We start from the raw sequence: 16,815 nt of genomic DNA, 5'->3' as shown, positions 1-16,815 counted from the left end.
TCTGCTGAGAGTGTGTGACCAGCACAAGTGCATCGGCAGGATTGTGCAAAAGATATGGCGCATTAGGGTCACCCGGCCAACCCTCGTTGTTCTAACTTCTAGTACGAATACCGGCTTCGATGAGCCCGTGAAACCTCAGTCGCGAAAGGAAAGTTGGATGGACAGACGAGATTTTCTTACCTATTCGGCGACGGGTGCTGTTGCAGCCGCTTTGCTGCCAGCATTGAGTGCCGCAAGTTCGGCGGCTACAGCCCCTGCGCCCTCTTCGCTGACAGAGCGCGGAAGCGTGATGCCTACGCAAGGGCGGCTCGTGCGCGCAGACCTGCCCCTCAATCCGTCCTCCCATACAATGAGATACATGACACCTCAACGATTTGGTATGGGTGGGACGCAGATCGGCAATATTTTTGCGCCGATCAGCGACGAACAGGCGGACTTGGTTCTGCAGGCTGCTTGGGATGCGGGTGTAAGGCTTTACGACACGTCGCCGTTCTACGGGTTTGGCTTGAGCGAATATCGTCTGGGCCGCTTCCTTCATGACAAAGATCCAGACGACTATGTGATCTCCACCAAGGTCGGTCGCGTATTGACGGCTGCGGGTGGCCTGCGCGCGGACCATGCCATCTGGAAGTCGCCAGCCCCCTTCAACTACCGATATGACTACACCGCAGCAGGCACGCGACGTTCCGTGGAAGACAGTCTGCAGCGTCTGGGGCTACCACGTATCGATATCGTTTTTATCCACGACATCTCGCCCGATAACACTGAGCTGGAAGGCGGATGGGAAGCGGCGTATCGAATTGCGCGCACAGGGGCGATGGTTGAGCTTGAAAAGATGCGTGATGAAGGGCTCATCAAGGCATGGGGCTTCGGCGTCAATACGCCGAACGCCGTGGTTCAGGCACTGGCCAGTAATGACCCGACGCCCGACATCGTGTTGCTCGCCTGCCAGTATTCCCTCCTAGACCACGGCGATGCGTTGCGCAGCACCTTTGCGGCGTTGAAACGAAAAGGCACCAGCATCGTCGTTGGAACCCCCTTGAATGATGGATTTCTGGGCGGTCGCAACCGATATAACTTCAGCCAGGATCTACCTGCCGGTGCGGTAGAAAAGCGCGCGCGAATCATGGCGGTTGCGAGCCGACATGGCATCGACATTCATACTGCCGCCTTGCAGTTTGCAGCGGCACATCCACAAGTGTCCGCGATCATTCCGGGGGCGCGTTCGCCAGGGCAGGTAGTTTCCAATGTACAGGCGATGAAGGTCGGTATTCCGGCAGCCTTTTGGGAGGAATTGAAGAGCCAGAGTTTGATTGATGCTCAAGCACCGGTTCCTTCCTGAGCTGAATTGGCGTTTTACCGGAGCAAACTTTAACTTCCTTTCACGACCACCACTTATATCCATAACATTGAGAATTCAAGGACCTTATTCTCCAGCAAATAAACTGTGCACGCGTTCAAATAGGAACGCGAGCCTAAGGTCGTAATAAATGAAAACACGAACGTCTCTCATGATTTTCGGCGGCCTACTTGCGCTCTCCAGCAGTGGTCACATACTCGCGGACACACTTGCGCTTAGCGTTCCGTTGCCTGATCCACTCCCACAGTTGAAGGTTCTGACACTCCTTGTAGGTTTACACCTGCTCGGTATGTGTTTCGGTCTCGGCGGGGCGACGATGCTGGACCTCTGGATTTTGCGTTGGATGCGTAGGGGTAGCCTCCCCGTTGAAATCGGACGCACCTTTCACTTCATCAGCGACGCGGTCACTCTTGGACTATGCCTCCTGTGGCTTTCAGGCCTTGGTTTCCTTGCTCTTTATGCGATGGAGTCGCCGGAAAAGTTTGAAAATCCTAAACTCTGGGCGAAGGTCATGGTGGTGGCCGTCCTGACCATCAATGGAATAATCATTCACGCGTTTGTATTGCCAGAAGCACTGCGCGACTTGAGTCGCCCCCTGCTCTTTGGAGTCTCCCTCAGGAGAGCTACCTTGTTTCTCGCATCAGGTGCAGTTTCGGGTGTGTCTTGGTACACAGCTTTTGCCTTCGGCATTCTTCGCGAGTTAAACAATAGTGTCACCTTCACCCTCTTGGTCATCATGTGGCTTACGCTGATAATAACCGCCTCTCTCGCAGCCATTCTGCTCTGGTTAAACTCTGCAGCGAAAGTAAGAAAACGCCCTTCGTTCAGTCCTCCGACTTAAAGATAAAGGTATTGTTTGTAACTGCCCGGGCAATTGAGGCGAATCCAGCCAGTACTGACCGGCTGCACTGAGTTGATTGCGGTCACGCTGGCGGTGGCTGTGCGTTAGCCCTACATTAAGGCCCACCACACCCGCGCGGAATATCCATGACGCCCCTCCAGGACAAAGGCACCACATCAATTGCCTTGGTGCATGAGGCATTGCATAGCGCCAGGCAAAGACAGCTGGACCTGACAGCTGCGTTAGCCAATGCCGACATCGACTCTCAACTGCTCGACGCCCCAAAAGCCAGGGTCTCAGCGACCTCCTTTGCCCGCCTCTGGGTGGAGATTGCCGACCTGCTGGACGATGATTTTTTTGGTATCGACAGCCATCCCATGCGTCGCGGCAGCTTCAAACTGATGTGTCATGCGCTCCTGGACTGCCGCACGTTGGGTCAGGCGTTGCAGCGCATGCTGTCATTCCTGCGTCTTGTACTGGATGACATTCAGGGCGAGTTGCAGGTCCAGGACGATCTTGCATTTATCGTGATACAGGACCGAGGTGTCTTGCGCCGTCTGTTTGCCTACGGCACTTGGTTTATCCTCGTCCACGGGCTGTCATGTTGGCTGGTGAATCAGCGTATCCCCCTGCACAAGCTCAGCTTTCGGGCGGCCAGGCCAGAGGATCAGAGCGACTACCGCATGCGCTTCTGTGAGGACATTGAGTACGACGCACCCGCGACCATGGTCAGTTTCGACAAAAAATTCCTCGCCATGAAAATCGCGCAGTCGCCGGCCACGGTGGGTGCCTTCCTCAAGGAGTCCCCTGGCAGGCTTGCCTGGACTCACCCTTGGCTTGAAGTATGCAAAAGGACAAAAGGTCGACCCGACGTTGCTGGGCTCCGCTCAGGCCGCCCGCTTACGACTCGAAGGAGAGGACGGTAAGGAATGGGAGCGTGTGACCGATATCACTTACACCATCCAGAGTGGGTCGCTCAAGAATGTGTCAGCGCAGTGGCGAAACTCGACCAATCGGTCGACGTACGCCGATAGCGCCAACGAAAACCGCCTGATTTTTCGATACACATTTAAATTTTGACGGATCACGTCAATCGGTGATCGGCTGCTTCAGCAGCCGGTCATGATGTATTTCTTTCCAAACAGGACACTCTCATGCCTGTCGCTTCGTTATGGGCGATTCTGGTCGCGTTAGATGGCCAGGACGCTGCAAGGCACCTGATACAGGGTATGTTCGGTCGTGCTACCCAAAAGCTTTTCCAGGCCATGGGACTGGACCCTGCCCATCACAATCACATCCATATGCTGCTCATCGGCGAACGCATTCAGCACCGCGACAGGGTGCCCTTCAATGAAATGACGTCGGTCAGCGGCCACGCCATGTCGGTCGGCGAGGTCGAAAAAGGATGTTGCATGCTCTTTACGCAACTGCGCGCCGAGGTCCGAGAGTGTTAGCCCCCCGCCGCCCATATCGCCCATGTACACCATCGAAATGTCGCAGGCGTACAGCAGGTGCAGCTCGGCATCACATTGGATGGCGAGTCCGCGTGCCTGCTGGATGATCCGCTCATTGAGCTCGTTGTCCTGCGCCAGGGTATTGGAAGCGTCGACCGCTGCCACGACCTTGCGCGGCAAGGGAAGATCACCTTCACCCATCAGGTACACCGGAACCGGGCAGTGGCGCAGCAAACGCCAGTCCAGTGGAGTAAGAAAAGCCCGTTTGAACGCGGACTCGTGCTGCACCTGCTTGATCAGCAGGTCGGGTTGCATTTCGGCGACGTGATCGAGGATGTCTTGCTGCATGTCATCGGCCCAGACCACCTCCGTCGTCACCTCGATGCCTCTGTCGCGCAGGTGATTTGCCTGGTCTTTGAGCCAATCTCGATGGTCTTGCAGGTAGCCTTCGCGCGCCTGTTCCCGGTCGCCTTCTTCAAGCAGCGACAACAGTTTCCAGGAAGGGATCAAGGCCGCGATGTGCAAGCGCGCACCGCTGGCCTTGGCCAGGGCCGCGGCGTGTTCCAGGGTTTGGGACTGGCGCAGGGCCGGGTTGATGATCAGCAATAACCGTTGATACTGGCTCATGATCGGACTCCATGGAACTTGCACGTTTGTCACGGCCTGCCACGGCCTGCCACGGCCTGCCACGGCGGGCCACTGTCGTGTTTACCGCTGCAACGGGCACCTTCGTTGTAGGTTCACCATCCTCCGTCAGGGCAACCGTGACGTTGATATATATCAAGTACCATCGTCAGCCAGGCATTCAACGGCTCATGCGCTTGATCAGGTAGACATCACCTGAAGCTTGCGATCAAGGTCGATGAAACCATCGGCTTGCCAGTCCCAATCCTGGGCTTGGGCTGCATCGGGGGCAGGTGCTCCACCGTACTCCAGGGGCCGGTCGATATAGGCCGTCATCAGGCCGCACTCCCTGGCTGCCGCAAGATCGCTGTGGTGGCAGGCCACCAGGCAGAGTTCAGCGGGTTTGATGTCCAGTGCCCTGGCCGTGGACAGGTACGCCGCAGGATCCGGTTTATAGGTTTGCGCGAATTCCGCCCCCAGCAGCGCGTCCCACTGCAAACCGTTGTAGCGGTTCATGGCGATCATCAAGGCCACATTGGCATTGGACAAGGTCACCACCGCAAAGCGCCGGCGCAGCAAGGCCAGGCCCTCGGCCACATCAGGCCAAGGGTCCAGGCGACGCCAGGCATGGGCAAGCGTGTGCAATGCCTCGGGGGCAACCCGCTCGACTTCCAGGCCGTAAGTCGTCAACAACTGGACCAGCGTCTCGTAGTGCAATGTGTCCAGCACGACGAAGCCTCCATGCCCCTTGATGCACTCGCGCAGCGCTGGCGCATACAACCGGCGCCATTGCATTGCAAATTCGGCGGGGCTGACAGCGGGCAGGTAGGTCGACACGAAGGTACTCGCCTCACGTGCGATGCCTGAATGCCAGTCAACCACGGTACCGAACACATCGAATGCCAACGCTCGTGGAAGCGTCATCGCAAGACTCCTCTGCTATTTACGACCCCTGGCGCGCCGGGCTGCGGTGCAAGACTTCCCCGCCGTAGCGACTACCTCGTCGCAGGCGGCAGAGCAGGACTGCTTGCCACGTCGCTGTTCTGATAAGCATCCCAAAACCACCACCCCAAGCGCTGTGAATACTCAGTCTGATAGTGGAGAACTTTGTCGGCCTTGCGTTGCAAATACTCCGGCGTGTTCATCCCAAACACTTCCATCGGAAACTCCTCATCCAGATCGTTCAGCCAGAAGTCAGGGATCGTTTTGTCATCGCCATCGAAACGCAGCGGCTTTGAGAATTTACGCTTTTGCTCACGGAGCATCGCCTCGACCTTGCCCTCCAGACCGGAGTCCAGGGGAATCAACATGTCGCTCACGTGCATCAAGGCAACCTCGAGAACATCGCTATAACGATCGTTTTTTTGTCGAAGCTCCAAAAATGCGATGGCAATGATCTTGGCACCCTTTTTCCAGGCACCAATCTCCCGGCCAAAGCTTTTTTGTGCATCCGGCCAAGTACGCCCGTTGAGGTACATCATGGGCATGCCTTTACTGTTCATCAGCGAAAGGGTTTGCATCTGATCTACGGGCTCACCCTCGATGTAAGGCATAAGTACACCGACGGTGACCAGCCTGTACTTGAGTCGACCTGCCTGTTTCACAATTGCAAAGTTTCGAGCTCCACACTTGGGACCCTCTTGTGCTGGACACAAAAGAACGTTGTCCAGCGTCATTCGATGGGTCTTGATGTGTTCCGCCGTTTGCTTGAGCTTCCATTGAAGAATCGAGTCATCCCGCTTGCCTTCCATGTTGGGGTGCCAGGTATTTAGATCACTGCGCGTCCACAGCAGATCCAGCAATCCCCGGAGCTTCATTGCACGCTGTGTTCGCCCCGGTTTTCGGGGATTGAGTGGGAGGTCGACTTTGACTTTGACTTCGGCGTCATCGTTCTTCTTCCTGAGCTGGATCGCTTGAGAGAGACGAACAGTGACGTCATCCTCATCCCCCTCCACCACCACGCCCTCAACGTAGGATTGCAATCCCGTCCGATACTCGGCTTCGCTGAAAAAGCGACAATCCAAGGCATGCTCAGGGCCTGTGTTCGCATACCTTGCGAGAACGTACCGCTTCAGAACCTTGAGGTGTCGGATATTGAGGTGCTTTGAGCCGTTGCCTTTACATAAACACTTGGCCTGCTGGCCATGGGCACTTTTCAGCAACAGTTGCCATTGATCGGCACTCTCGGCAAGCGTCTGGTATGTTTTCGTGCACGGGTATTTCGCACCCGGCACTTCCACGCTGTAAATCTCTGACATGTCGTCCCTTTCTTGTCGGCGTCGGATCCGCTGTGACGGTGAATAGTGAGGCAAAGCTTACGGAGTTGGCGAGAAGAAGCACAGCCAGCCCCATAAATCCTCGGTTTCGTTCACTCGTGTCCAGCCGACCCGCTCTCCAGCACAGGCTCCTAAAGCTTATGACTCCCCAGCACCAAATACCGCTGCGGCGCCACCTTGCGCAGTCGCGCCGCGAGGAACACGCCAGCCAGCAGGGCTGCGGGAATGATCGCGCAGAGGCCATACGACAAGGCCTTGCTCGCGCCCGTCAGCACATCGAAATGCACCACCGCGATAAACAGGACCGCCAATAGCGCAAGGCAAGAGAACCCCGGGAAAATCCGTCCACGCCAGATCCCCAGCTTGAGCTCGGAGTGGCGCTGGGCAAAGACCCAGACCGCGGCGGACGTCAGCGCCATCAGCAAAATCACACAAAGCGTCGCCAGGTTGGACAGCCAGGCGAACAGTTGCAGGATCGGATCGGCATCCATCGCGGCGAAAATCAGCACCACCACGGCGGAGATCAAGCTCTGCAACGCCGAGCCCATGTGCGGGCTCTGGTGGACCCGATGGGTGGTGCCTAACCGGCTGGGCAGCAAGCCGTCACGCCCGATGGCGTAGAAGTAACGGGCTGCGGCATTGTGGAACGCCAGCAGCCCGGCGTAGATGCTGACCATGAACAGCACGCGGATGACCTGGGTCAGGTGCGGGCCGACAAAGTGATCGGACATGCCATAGATAAACGTCGTCGGGTCCTGCAAGGCCTGAAGCGTGGAGACGATTTTGTCCGCCCCTACGCCAATCACCATCGACCAGACCGACAGCGCGTAGAACCCACCGATCAGCAACACCGAACAGTAGGTGGCAATCGGAATCGTACGTTGCGGGTTCTTGGCCTCTTCGCCGTAGATAGTGGTGGCCTCGAAGCCGATGAACGCGGCGAAGCAGAACAGCAAGCCGATTGACGGCGTGCCGCTGAACACATGGCTGCGATCGAACGCGTCGAGATTGATGCCACTGTCGCCGCCCGTCCTGAGAATGGCGAAATCCAGGAGCAGGATCGCCAGGTATTCGGCGATCACAATGACCGACAACACCCGGGCCGACAGATCGATCTTGCGATAACCTAGGATCGCAACGCTGGCCATCGCCATCAGTGAGTACGACCACCAGGGCAATACCAGGCCGAACACGCTTCCCATCGTGCCGCTGACCACACCCCCGAACATGCCATACAGGCCGACCTGGAGGATGTTGTAGGCAAACATCGCCAGCACCCCCGCCGCGCCACCGGCCAGGCCACCCAGGCCGCGCGAGGTAAACGCATAGAAACCGCCGGCGTTGGTGACGTGCCGGGACATGGTCGTGTAGCCCACCGAGAACGCCAGTAACACCAGCAACGCCAGGATCAGCAACGCCGGTGTGCCGGCGCCGTTGCCCAGCATGATGCCAATGGGAAAACCGCCGGCGATGACACTCAAGGGGCTCGCCGCCGAAACCACGAAGAAGATGATGAAGCCGACACCCAAGGCCCCACGCTTGAGCTCCGTGGAGCTGTTGACCGGGAGAGGTACACTCATGTTTTCTTGACCTTATTGTATGAGGCAGGTGCTGTAGGATCGATGCAGTCAACCGCTCACCGTCACCGAATAGCGTTATTGTTCTTGTCGCACGCTGGATTCGATCCTATGCCTCTCCCTGAACACCCCACTATCCCAAATCGGTAACCAGCGCGTTCGCCTCAAAAAAAGCCTGGCGTGTGACTAATGCCTGTCAGTCAGGAGCAAACGGCATAAATCCTGTGGGAGCAAAGCTTGCTCGCGATAGCGGCAGCGTCGCCAATATTGTTGTCGGCTGGCTTACCGCAATCGCGAGCAAGCTTTGCTCCCACAGATTTGCTGCTAACCGACAGGCCTTAGGGTGTGCGGCCCCTCTCGCTTCACTGCAGGGCGATCCCCAGGTGCAACAATCTGGACGGGATCGCGTGAGCGTCATAGATGCGTCGGATCTGGCGCGGCAGCAGATACGCCAACACGACCCGCGAGGTCGCGCTGTGGAAAAGATCGATCGGCCGCCCCCTGTCGCCACCGACCGGGCCGACATCGGAACCCCGCTGGATCAGCACGTTGACCACTGAATCGCCATGCCACTCACTGACCAGTGCATCCAGGTCGGTATCGTCGACCAGTCTGTCGACCAGGTCCCGGCTGCACGCCAGCAACGGATCGTAGTTCGCCATCTGATGTTCCAGCGTGACGATTCGAGGGCCGAGTGCATAGCCGCGTGGCAACCGCTTCAAGAAGCCCGCGTCGCCGAGCTCGCGCAGATAACGATAGGCGGTGGCAGGCGTGTAGCCGAGCTCCTGGCAAATGATGCCCACGTCGATGACCGGCTGCTCGGGGCGAAACAAGTCGAAGACTCTGAGCAGGCGGCGAAGGCTATTCATCGTTTCTACATCCTTGTGAAGTCAAGCCAGCCCGTTGCGCAGTGCAGCAGGCTGATATTCAAGCGAGCGCGCAACCGCTGATGGCAGCGCGCGCGGTTTGAGACGGCAACTCGGCGAACAGTTCCTGATATTGCGCGGCAAAATGGCTGAGGTGATAGAAACCCCATTGGGCGGCGGCATCGCCGATCGAAAGACGCGACGCCTGGGTGGTCATCAAGGTCCGGCGTACACCGTTGAGCCGCACGGAGCGCAAGTAATTGAGCGGGGTCGTCTCGGCAACCGAGCGGAAGCTGTTCTGCACGGTACGTCGACTCACCTGGAGTCGCTGGCACAACTCGTCGACGCTGGGCACGTTGTTCAGCTCCGCGGTCGCCAGGCGATGGCACTTCTCGACAATGAAACTGCGCGTGGAGCTTGGCGAACGCTGCTGCTTATCACAGGCCGGGTCGGTCATGAGTTGCAGCAGCTCGTCGAGCATGGCCTGTTCCAGTTCCAGCTCCCGATCTTGCGCGTTGTCGAGTTCTTCGTTCGAGAGCGCCTGGGAGAACGCCGCCAGCATCCGACGTCGAGCGTCAGCGTAGCGTTGCGCGGGGAGCCTGATTACGGGTTGGCGGAGTAACTGGCTGATTTCCTTGGCCGAGGCGGTTTGCGCCAACGCCTGTTCGAACAATTCACGTTCGAAGGTAATGGCCAGCAGCTCCATGCCCATCGGCATGTGGAACATGAACTCTTCGCCGCCATGAAGAAAGAACAGGCTGCTCTCGTCCACCTCCCGACCCTGCATCCGAATCGAACCCGGGACGGTGATGGGCACGGCAAAGCACATCTTGCCTCGGGGGGCCACGCCATGCTGCACCACGCGTTGGTTGATCTGCTCGCGGAATACGTGGCAACGCCCTGTCGACAACTGGATCAGCGAACTCTCAGCCGAACCGGCGGTTAACTGGTTGTAGTCCTGGTTCCATTCCTGGACGGTGGCGGCGTGGACATGGATGTCACGAAAATGGCTGATGTTCTGATTTTTCATGATGTCGAAAGCCTCGGCCAATATTCTTGTTCTTAGGATGCCTCGTTGCGCGATATTCTCACAATAAGAGAATTATGCATAATTCTCTTTGGGTCATGTCAGTGCTCTGGTGCTGACGCTCTAGACGGCCCGCCCAATGTGCCGATTCGGGCTACCGGCCAGGCACGGGCCACGAGGATGATCGGGACACTGAAACCGACATCCTGAGAGACCGTCATGAGTGAAGCCAAACTAGAATCCCTCCATTTCGCCGATGCCCCGCAGATTACCACCGCCATTCCTGGCCCCAGGACCACCGAGGCCCTGGCGCTGTCGGCGCGTACCGAGTCGATGGCGCGCGGCGGCGCACGCATGCCCGTGGCCATGGACCGGGCCTTCGGTGCGACCTTCAAGGACGCCGATGGCAACACCTACATCGACCTGTCCGCTGGTGTGGGCGTCAGCAGCGTAGGCCGTTGCCATCCGAAGGTGGTGCAGGCCATTCGCGAACAGTCCGAAGTGCTGATGCATGCCTTGGAAGTCAACAGCACCCGGCGCACCGAACTGGCCGCCAAGCTCTCCGAGATTGCGCCCGACGGCTTGCGCGGTGACTGCATCACCTTCTTCACGCAAAGCGGCAGCGATGCGCTGGAGGCGGCGATCAAGTTCGCCAAGCGCGTCACCGGGCGGCACCAGATCATCGCCTTCCACGGCGGCTACCACGGCGTGTGGAACGCCTCCGGTGCGCTGACCACAGGCACGGCGTACCGCAAGGGCTACGGCGCCCAGATGGGGGGTGTCATTCATGCGCCCTACCCTTATGCCTACCGTTTCCCCTTCGACACCACGCACAAAAGCGCCGAGCAGATTGCCGGCGACTACGTGGATTACCTGCTGAACACCCCCTACACCGCCGCCGATGACGTGGCCGCCGTGATCGTGGAACCGGTGCAGGGCGAAGGCGGTTACGTGCCACCCTCACCCGAGTTCCTGCAACTGTTGCGCAAGGCCTGCGACCGCAGCGGTGCGCTGCTGATCGTCGATGAAGTGCAGTCCGGCGCCGGACGTACCGGCAAGATGTGGGCGGTCGAGCACTCGGGCGTGAAACCCGACATGCTCACCTTCGGCAAGGGCATCGGCAGCGACTTGCCGATGGCGGGCCTGATCATGCGTTCGGACCTGGCAGCCGCGATTCCTGACGGATCGATGCCCAACACCTTCGCCGCCAACTCGTTGTCCGCGGCGGTGGCGCTGACCAACATCAGCATCCTCCAGGACCCGGAGCTCGATCTGCTCAACCGCGCTCACACACTGGGGCTGGAAGCGCAGGAACGTATTCGTGGCTTCGACAGCCCGTTGGTCGGTGAAGTCCGAGGTCGCGGCCTGATGATCGGGATTGAGCTGGTCGAGGACCCGGTCACCAAGGCGCCACTGGCACCGGAAAAGATCGGCCAACTCATGGGTTACCTGCTGAGCCACGGCGTGCTGATGATTCCCTGCGGGCGCTACAGCAACGTGATGCGCGTCATGCCCTCGCTGACGATCTCACGCGCGCTGTTCTTCAAGGCACTGGACATCTTTGGCGACGCCCTGGCCTCCCTCAAGGGATGAGGTGTGCATACCCCGGCTACTCCACATCACTCAGGGACTGCAAAATGACTCAACACTTGAACCACTTCATCGAAGGCGCGTCCTTCGAGGCCTCCGACGGGCGTCGCATCACACTCGTCGACCCCGTGACAGAACAGATCTACGGCAGCTCCGCGCGCGGCACGGCCCAGGACGTGGACCGCGCCGTAGCGGCGGCACTCAGCCAACTTGAGGGTGGCGCCTGGAGCCAGCTCGACGGCGCCCAGCGTGGCCGGCTGTTGTCGAAGCTGGCGGACCTGGTGGAGCGCGACACCGACGTGCTGGCTGACCTGGACGCCAATGCCATCGGACGCTCACCGATCGAGCCGCGCCGGCTGGACGTACCCAACGCCATCGCCAACCTGCGCGCCGCCGCTGGCTGGGCTAACCAGCTGGAGGGCCGCACCATTCCCACCGGCGGCTACTTCGGCACCAAGACCCTCTCGTACACGGTCCGCGAGCCGGTGGGCGTGGTCGGCGCCATCGTTCCCTGGAACTCGCCGCTGATGATCACGGTCTGGAAGCTCGCCGCTTTGCTGGCGGCCGGCTGCACCGTGGTCATCAAGCCTTCGGAAGAAACGCCACAGTCGGCCCTGCACCTGGCGGCGCTGGCTCAGGAAGCGGGCTTTCCTGACGGGGTGATCAACGTGGTCACCGGCTATGGCAACGAGGTGGGACGCGCCCTGTGCGAGCACCCGCACGTCGCCAAGATCAGCTTCACCGGCAGCCCCGAGGCCGGACGCGAAATCCAGCGCACCGCTGGCGTACTTTTCAAGCACGTGGCACTGGAGCTGGGCGGCAAGAGCCCACAGATTGTCTTCGACGACGCCTCATTCGAGGACGCGCTGTTCGGCTGCTCGCTCGGTCTGTTCGCCAACCAGGGACAGGTCTGCGCGGCTGGCTCGCGCATCCTGGTCCAACGCAGCCTCGCAGATCGCTTCGCCGCGGCGCTTGCCGACGCCGCGCGAGCCGTCAAGGTCGGCGACCCTCGCGAACCCGGCGTGCAGATGGGGCCGGTGGCCAAGAAGGCGCAACTGGATCGCGTTAACCGATATATCCAACTGGGCATCGACCAAGGCGCCACCCTATTGGCCGGTGGTGTATCGAACCCTGAGCAGGGCTGGTTTGTCCGGCCGACGATCTTCGCCAACGCCCGCAATGACATGGCAATCGCCCGGGACGAGATCTTCGGCCCCGTTGGCACGGTGATCACGTTCGACAGCGAAGATGAGGCGATCGCGCTGGCCAACGATTCCAACTATGGCCTGGCGGCCACGGTCTGGACAAGCGACCTGGTGCGAGCGCACCGCGTCGCCGCAGCAGTCAAGGCCGGTGCCGTGGGCATCAACTGCTGGAGCCCGCTGGACGCCAACCTGCCCTGGGGCGGCGTCAAGTCCAGTGGCGTTGGCCGTGAAGGCGGATTTAGCGGCGCGCTGGCCTATACCGAGGAGAAAGTCATCACCGTACTGCTACCCAACTGAGAACAAAAACCTGCACTGACCGGACCACCCCTGTGTCATAGAGGGTGGCCGTTCAAACGTGCATTTTCGATGCCTTGATGATCGATGGAGAGACCGCGATGAATCCGGTAAATCAAACAATAATTGATCGGTATCCGACGTCCCTGCGTATGTTGCACTGGGTGCGCGCCGTGCTCATCGCCGGCCTCCTCTGGGCGGGCTGGCACATGACCGGGCTCGATGACGAAGTGGCGAGCAAATATGAGCTCTACTACCCGTGGCACAAATCCTTTGGGGTGCTGGCGTTTCTGCTGGTCCTGATTCAGATCGCCCTGCGTGTGCGCACCCCCCGGCTGCCGCAACCGCCGGAGACGCTGGCGCGGTACGAGAGAGTTTCGTCAAGGCTTGCGCACCGCACCTTGTATGCACTGCTGGTGATCGTGCCGTTGATGGGCTATTCGATGTCGAGCACCTACACGATGAGTGACGGGGTGTTCTTTTTCGGGATAAACCTTCCGGAACTACTTGGGAAAAATGACGACTGGTTCGTCGTCTTCCAATGGCTGCATAAAGTGCTCGCCTACACCCTGCTCGGCCTGATCGTGGTGCATATTGCCGGCGCCCTCAAACACCGGTTTTATGATCGCGACCCTCGAAACGATGTTCTGCGCCGCATGCTGTGACGCTGACTTGACGAGGCATCGGCGCGGTCCTCAGATGTTCAGCACTGAGCCTTTGCCCCACCTTCGGCACCTACGACAAACCAGAACGCCAGCCCCAGGGCAACCTCCACCAGCACCGCTGGCACGATGCCCGACTCCACATGTCCCACGGCCCACTCGCCCAGCCCCAGCAGCGCAAGCAGCAGGCACGTGGTGACAAACCCCGCCACCACGGCGGTTCGCCCTGGCGAGGGCGGCGCATTGCGTGCCAATAGCAACGCGACACCAATGCCCACGTAGAGTGGTGCTGCACGCCGGCCTACCAACCCCGTGGTACCGCCATCGAAGACCACGCCCCAATTGGCCAACAACGTGGCCGGCGCGAACAACCAGATGGCCGCCAACGCAAAAAACAACAGCGCCGAGACGATCGCCAGATAACGGAAAGCGCGCGAAGCGGTGTTCATGCGTTAACGTCCACGACAGTGCGTCCGCGCACCTTGCCTTCCAGTACCCGAGCGGCAACGGTCGGCACCTCTGCCAGGCCAACCGTCTGGGTGGTGCGGGCCAGCTTGCTCAAATCAAGGTCCTGGGCGAGTCGCGACCATGCCTGCAGGCGCACCGCTTGCGGAGCATTGACCGAATCGATACCGGCCAGGGTCACGTTGCGCAGGATAAAAGGCAGTACCGAGCCAGGCAGATCCGCGCCTTGGGCCAGCCCGAAGGCAGCGACAACGCCGCGATATTGGGTCTGTGCCAAGGCATTGGCCAGAGTGTGGCTGCCCACCGAATCAATGACGCCAGCCCAGCGCTCCTTGGCGATTGGCGCGCCCGGCTGCGACAAGGTGTTGCGGTCGATGACCTGTGTCGCCCCAAGGTCGCGCAGGTAGTCGCCCTCCTCTTGCCGTCCGGTCGAGGCGATCACTCGATAGCCCAGGCCCGACAGCAGTGCGATGGCCACCGAGCCGGCGCCGCCGCTGGCACCGGTGACCAGGATATCGCCACGATCTGGGGTCAGCCCGCCATGCTCCAACGCCAGGACACTGAGCATCGCCGTGTAGCCTGCGGTGCCGATGGCCATGGCTGCCTGGGTCGAGAATACTTCCGGGATTTTTACCAGCCAGTCACCGCTCACCCGCGCCTTCTGCGCAAAGCCACCGTGGTGGGTCTGGCTCAGCCCCCAGCCATTGACCAGCACCCGGTCACCGGCCTCGAACCCCGGGTGGCTGGATGTTTCGACGATACCGGCGAAGTCGATGCCCGGAATCAGCGGAAACTGGCGGATCACCGGTGAGCGCCCGCTCAGGGCCATGGCGTCCTTGTAGTTCACGGTCGAGAACTCGATCGCGACGGTGACGTCACCGGGCATCAGGTCCTCGTCATTGAAGTCGACCAACTGGGTCGAGATCGCGTCGCCGGTTTTGCTCGAGAGCAGCGCTTTGAATGTCATGGTTTTTTCCTGTTCGTTCAAACGGATCGTCATCGCTGTCAGCGTGCCTGAGCAGGCCATTTGGTTTCGAGCTGCAGCGCCTTGCGAATGCCCGTGTCCAGCAAGCGCGCCGGAGCAAAGTTGCGCAGAAACTGCAACTGGCCGGCCGCCTTGCCAGCGGTATAGCGCAACTTCGGACGCTCGGCCCGCGCGGCCTGGAGTACCACATCGGCCACTACGTCGGGGCCATCGGCGGTCGCCATGGCCTGGCTCACCACTTTCGTCACTTTTACCCGAACGTCTTCGTACACGTCGAGTCTAGCGTCGGGTTGGAGGTTGTTGCTCTCGAATTGAGTCTTGGTATAGCCGGGCTCGACGACCGTGACCCTGATGCCGTGTGTACGCAATTCGTGATCCAGCGCTTGCGAATAACCTTCCACCGCATGCTTGCTGGCTGAATAGAGGGCGGCATAAGGAACCGGCACGACGCCGAGGATAGAGCCGATGTTGATGATGCGGCCAGCGCCCTGGCGTCGCATGTGCGGCACCACCGCGCGCGTCGTGCGTACGATGCCAAGGAAGTTGGTATCGAAAAGGGCCTTGGCTTGCTCGACTGAACTCTCCTCCGCTGCTGCGGGCGCGATGCCGAAGCCGGCATTGTTGACCAACAGATCGATCCGCCCCTCCAACGTCAGCAACTCCTGGATGGCCGCTTCGACGCTGGCATCGTCAGTGACATCGAGCACCAACAGTGGAAACCCCTGCTGTCCCGCCTGCCCGCCTCGTCGGCTGGTGCCGTAGACGCTGTAGCCTGCGGCCACGAGCTTGTGTGCAATGGCTTCGCCGATGCCGGATGAAGCGCCGGTCACTAACGCTACGGGTTTGTTGATCATCATGACTTTCCTTCCGGCTATCGACGTTTTTCCGGTCAGAAGATCGCAACTGTGCTCTTGGATCATCGACTGGCAGCCTTATGATGATGATCATAATCGTAGCGGTCAATCATTTTGATGCTGATCGACATCAATAATGCCGATCGCAGCGTTGCTTCCAGCACTTGAATAAATCAGTTCTGTTTCTGCGGCCACTTAAACTTTCGGGAAAAGCGCAAAAAATGCCTCACCAATGGTTATGGGTTAGTCACATGGCTATTGGGCTTGCTCGCGAAGGCGGTGTCATAGCCGATGAAGATGCTGGATGTGCTGGCCTCTTCGCGAGCAAGCTTTGCTCCCACAGAACTGACGGGTGTACGACCGGGAGAGCCAGGTCGGCTATCAGGCCGCCTCGTGGTGGACGTTGATCTCGGCGCCCCGTTAACCACGATGGCCGAACGCAGGCATTGTGGAGTGGGCATCCCGGCATGGATGCCGGGATAGCCGCGCTGGGCCATGGATGGCCCTTCGCGGCGGGCCCACGGAGCAATGCCGGAGTGAGGGCATGCCGAGCCTAGGCGAGGCAGCAAGTGGTGGGGCAAAAGCGCTTTGGTTACTTTCGCGCTTTTTGTACGGACCGGACACATGGTTGACGGGTGTGCGGGGACATGGTGGACACTTTCCAGCGAGCCAATTTCGCCGGAAAGCCATCATGCCTTGGACTACGAGAGACGCCATGAGCCTGAAACAAGAGTT

Annotated in this window: 16 protein-coding genes; 7 read left to right on the top strand and 9 right to left on the bottom strand. The window is 59.6% G+C overall.

Annotation, left to right across the window (positions count from 1 at the left end):
• Positions 1 to 358 precede the first annotated feature (358 nt).
• The 4 genes from B0E42_RS26120 (at position 359) to B0E42_RS26105 (ending at position 3,281) form a co-directional block, all read left to right on the top strand.
• A complete protein-coding gene (locus B0E42_RS26120; RefSeq protein ID WP_174599592.1) occupies positions 359 to 1,342 on the top strand; it encodes an aldo/keto reductase in 984 nt (327 codons plus the stop codon).
• Positions 1,343 to 1,490: 148 nt separating this feature from the next.
• Positions 1,491 to 2,201: a hypothetical protein gene (locus B0E42_RS26115; RefSeq protein WP_172681155.1), complete on the top strand. Its 711-nt coding sequence runs from the start codon at positions 1,491 to 1,493 to the stop codon at positions 2,199 to 2,201.
• Positions 2,202 to 2,347: 146 nt separating this feature from the next.
• The gene (locus B0E42_RS26110) at positions 2,348 to 3,127 is read left to right on the top strand and encodes an AraC family transcriptional regulator (protein ID WP_256578359.1); all 780 of its coding nucleotides are present in this window, start codon (positions 2,348 to 2,350) and stop codon (positions 3,125 to 3,127) included.
• Complete coding sequence (locus B0E42_RS26105; protein ID WP_256578358.1) at positions 3,018 to 3,281, top strand: OprD family outer membrane porin; 264 nt, start codon at positions 3,018 to 3,020, stop codon at positions 3,279 to 3,281. The genes B0E42_RS26110 and B0E42_RS26105 overlap by 110 nt, the downstream gene beginning before the upstream one ends.
• A gap of 110 nt (positions 3,282 to 3,391) precedes the next feature.
• Here the strand turns inward: B0E42_RS26105 and B0E42_RS26100 are convergent, their stop codons facing one another.
• The 6 genes from B0E42_RS26100 to B0E42_RS26075 form a co-directional block, all read right to left on the bottom strand.
• The gene (locus B0E42_RS26100; RefSeq protein ID WP_077508321.1) at positions 3,392 to 4,282 is read right to left on the bottom strand and encodes a universal stress protein; all 891 of its coding nucleotides are present in this window, start codon (positions 4,280 to 4,282) and stop codon (positions 3,392 to 3,394) included.
• A gap of 198 nt (positions 4,283 to 4,480) precedes the next feature.
• On the bottom strand, positions 4,481 to 5,203 hold the full coding sequence (locus B0E42_RS26095; protein WP_077508319.1) for a haloacid dehalogenase type II: 723 nt from the start codon (positions 5,201 to 5,203) through the stop codon (positions 4,481 to 4,483).
• Between the two features lie 71 nt (positions 5,204 to 5,274).
• The gene (locus B0E42_RS26090; protein WP_077508316.1) at positions 5,275 to 6,537 is read right to left on the bottom strand and encodes a DUF1173 family protein; all 1,263 of its coding nucleotides are present in this window, start codon (positions 6,535 to 6,537) and stop codon (positions 5,275 to 5,277) included.
• Positions 6,538 to 6,686: 149 nt separating this feature from the next.
• Entirely contained in the window at positions 6,687 to 8,135 is a 1,449-nt protein-coding gene (locus tag B0E42_RS26085) for an APC family permease (protein ID WP_077508313.1), read from the bottom strand.
• 359 nt (positions 8,136 to 8,494) lie between these two features.
• On the bottom strand, positions 8,495 to 9,001 hold the full coding sequence (locus tag B0E42_RS26080; protein ID WP_018601440.1) for a helix-turn-helix domain-containing protein: 507 nt from the start codon (positions 8,999 to 9,001) through the stop codon (positions 8,495 to 8,497).
• A 58-nt stretch (positions 9,002 to 9,059) separates the two neighbouring features.
• Positions 9,060 to 10,028 (bottom strand): helix-turn-helix domain-containing protein, encoded by a 969-nt coding sequence (locus B0E42_RS26075; protein WP_033062406.1) that lies wholly within the window; start codon positions 10,026 to 10,028, stop codon positions 9,060 to 9,062.
• A 216-nt stretch (positions 10,029 to 10,244) separates the two neighbouring features.
• Between B0E42_RS26075 and B0E42_RS26070 the strand changes: the two genes are divergently transcribed.
• The 3 genes from B0E42_RS26070 to B0E42_RS26060 all read left to right on the top strand — a co-directional run bounded on the left by B0E42_RS26070 (position 10,245) and on the right by B0E42_RS26060 (position 13,779).
• Positions 10,245 to 11,618 (top strand): aspartate aminotransferase family protein, encoded by a 1,374-nt coding sequence (locus B0E42_RS26070; RefSeq protein WP_018601444.1) that lies wholly within the window; start codon positions 10,245 to 10,247, stop codon positions 11,616 to 11,618.
• 44 nt (positions 11,619 to 11,662) lie between these two features.
• On the top strand, positions 11,663 to 13,117 hold the full coding sequence (locus B0E42_RS26065) for an aldehyde dehydrogenase (protein ID WP_077508310.1): 1,455 nt from the start codon (positions 11,663 to 11,665) through the stop codon (positions 13,115 to 13,117).
• 98 nt (positions 13,118 to 13,215) lie between these two features.
• Complete coding sequence (locus tag B0E42_RS26060; protein WP_053180060.1) at positions 13,216 to 13,779, top strand: cytochrome b; 564 nt, start codon at positions 13,216 to 13,218, stop codon at positions 13,777 to 13,779.
• A 38-nt stretch (positions 13,780 to 13,817) separates the two neighbouring features.
• Here B0E42_RS26060 and B0E42_RS26055 read toward each other — a convergent pair whose 3' ends face one another.
• Genes B0E42_RS26055 through B0E42_RS26045 form a run of 3 tightly spaced genes read right to left on the bottom strand, consistent with a single transcriptional unit; the run spans position 13,818 to position 16,080 of the window.
• Positions 13,818 to 14,225 (bottom strand): hypothetical protein, encoded by a 408-nt coding sequence (locus B0E42_RS26055; protein ID WP_077508308.1) that lies wholly within the window; start codon positions 14,223 to 14,225, stop codon positions 13,818 to 13,820.
• Complete coding sequence (locus B0E42_RS26050) at positions 14,222 to 15,208, bottom strand: MDR family oxidoreductase (RefSeq protein ID WP_077508369.1); 987 nt, start codon at positions 15,206 to 15,208, stop codon at positions 14,222 to 14,224. Before B0E42_RS26050 ends, B0E42_RS26055 begins: the two co-directional genes overlap by 4 nt.
• A gap of 38 nt (positions 15,209 to 15,246) precedes the next feature.
• Positions 15,247 to 16,080: an oxidoreductase gene (locus B0E42_RS26045; RefSeq protein ID WP_018601454.1), complete on the bottom strand. Its 834-nt coding sequence runs from the start codon at positions 16,078 to 16,080 to the stop codon at positions 15,247 to 15,249.
• Positions 16,081 to 16,815: the final 735 nt, after the last annotated feature.

The organism is Pseudomonas sp. A25(2017) (genome assembly GCF_002001065.1).
GTDB classification, from domain to species: Bacteria; Pseudomonadota; Gammaproteobacteria; order Pseudomonadales; family Pseudomonadaceae; genus Aquipseudomonas; species Aquipseudomonas kilonensis.
Note: the sequence above shows the minus strand (reverse complement) of the source record. Positions and strands in the feature narration are given on the sequence as shown.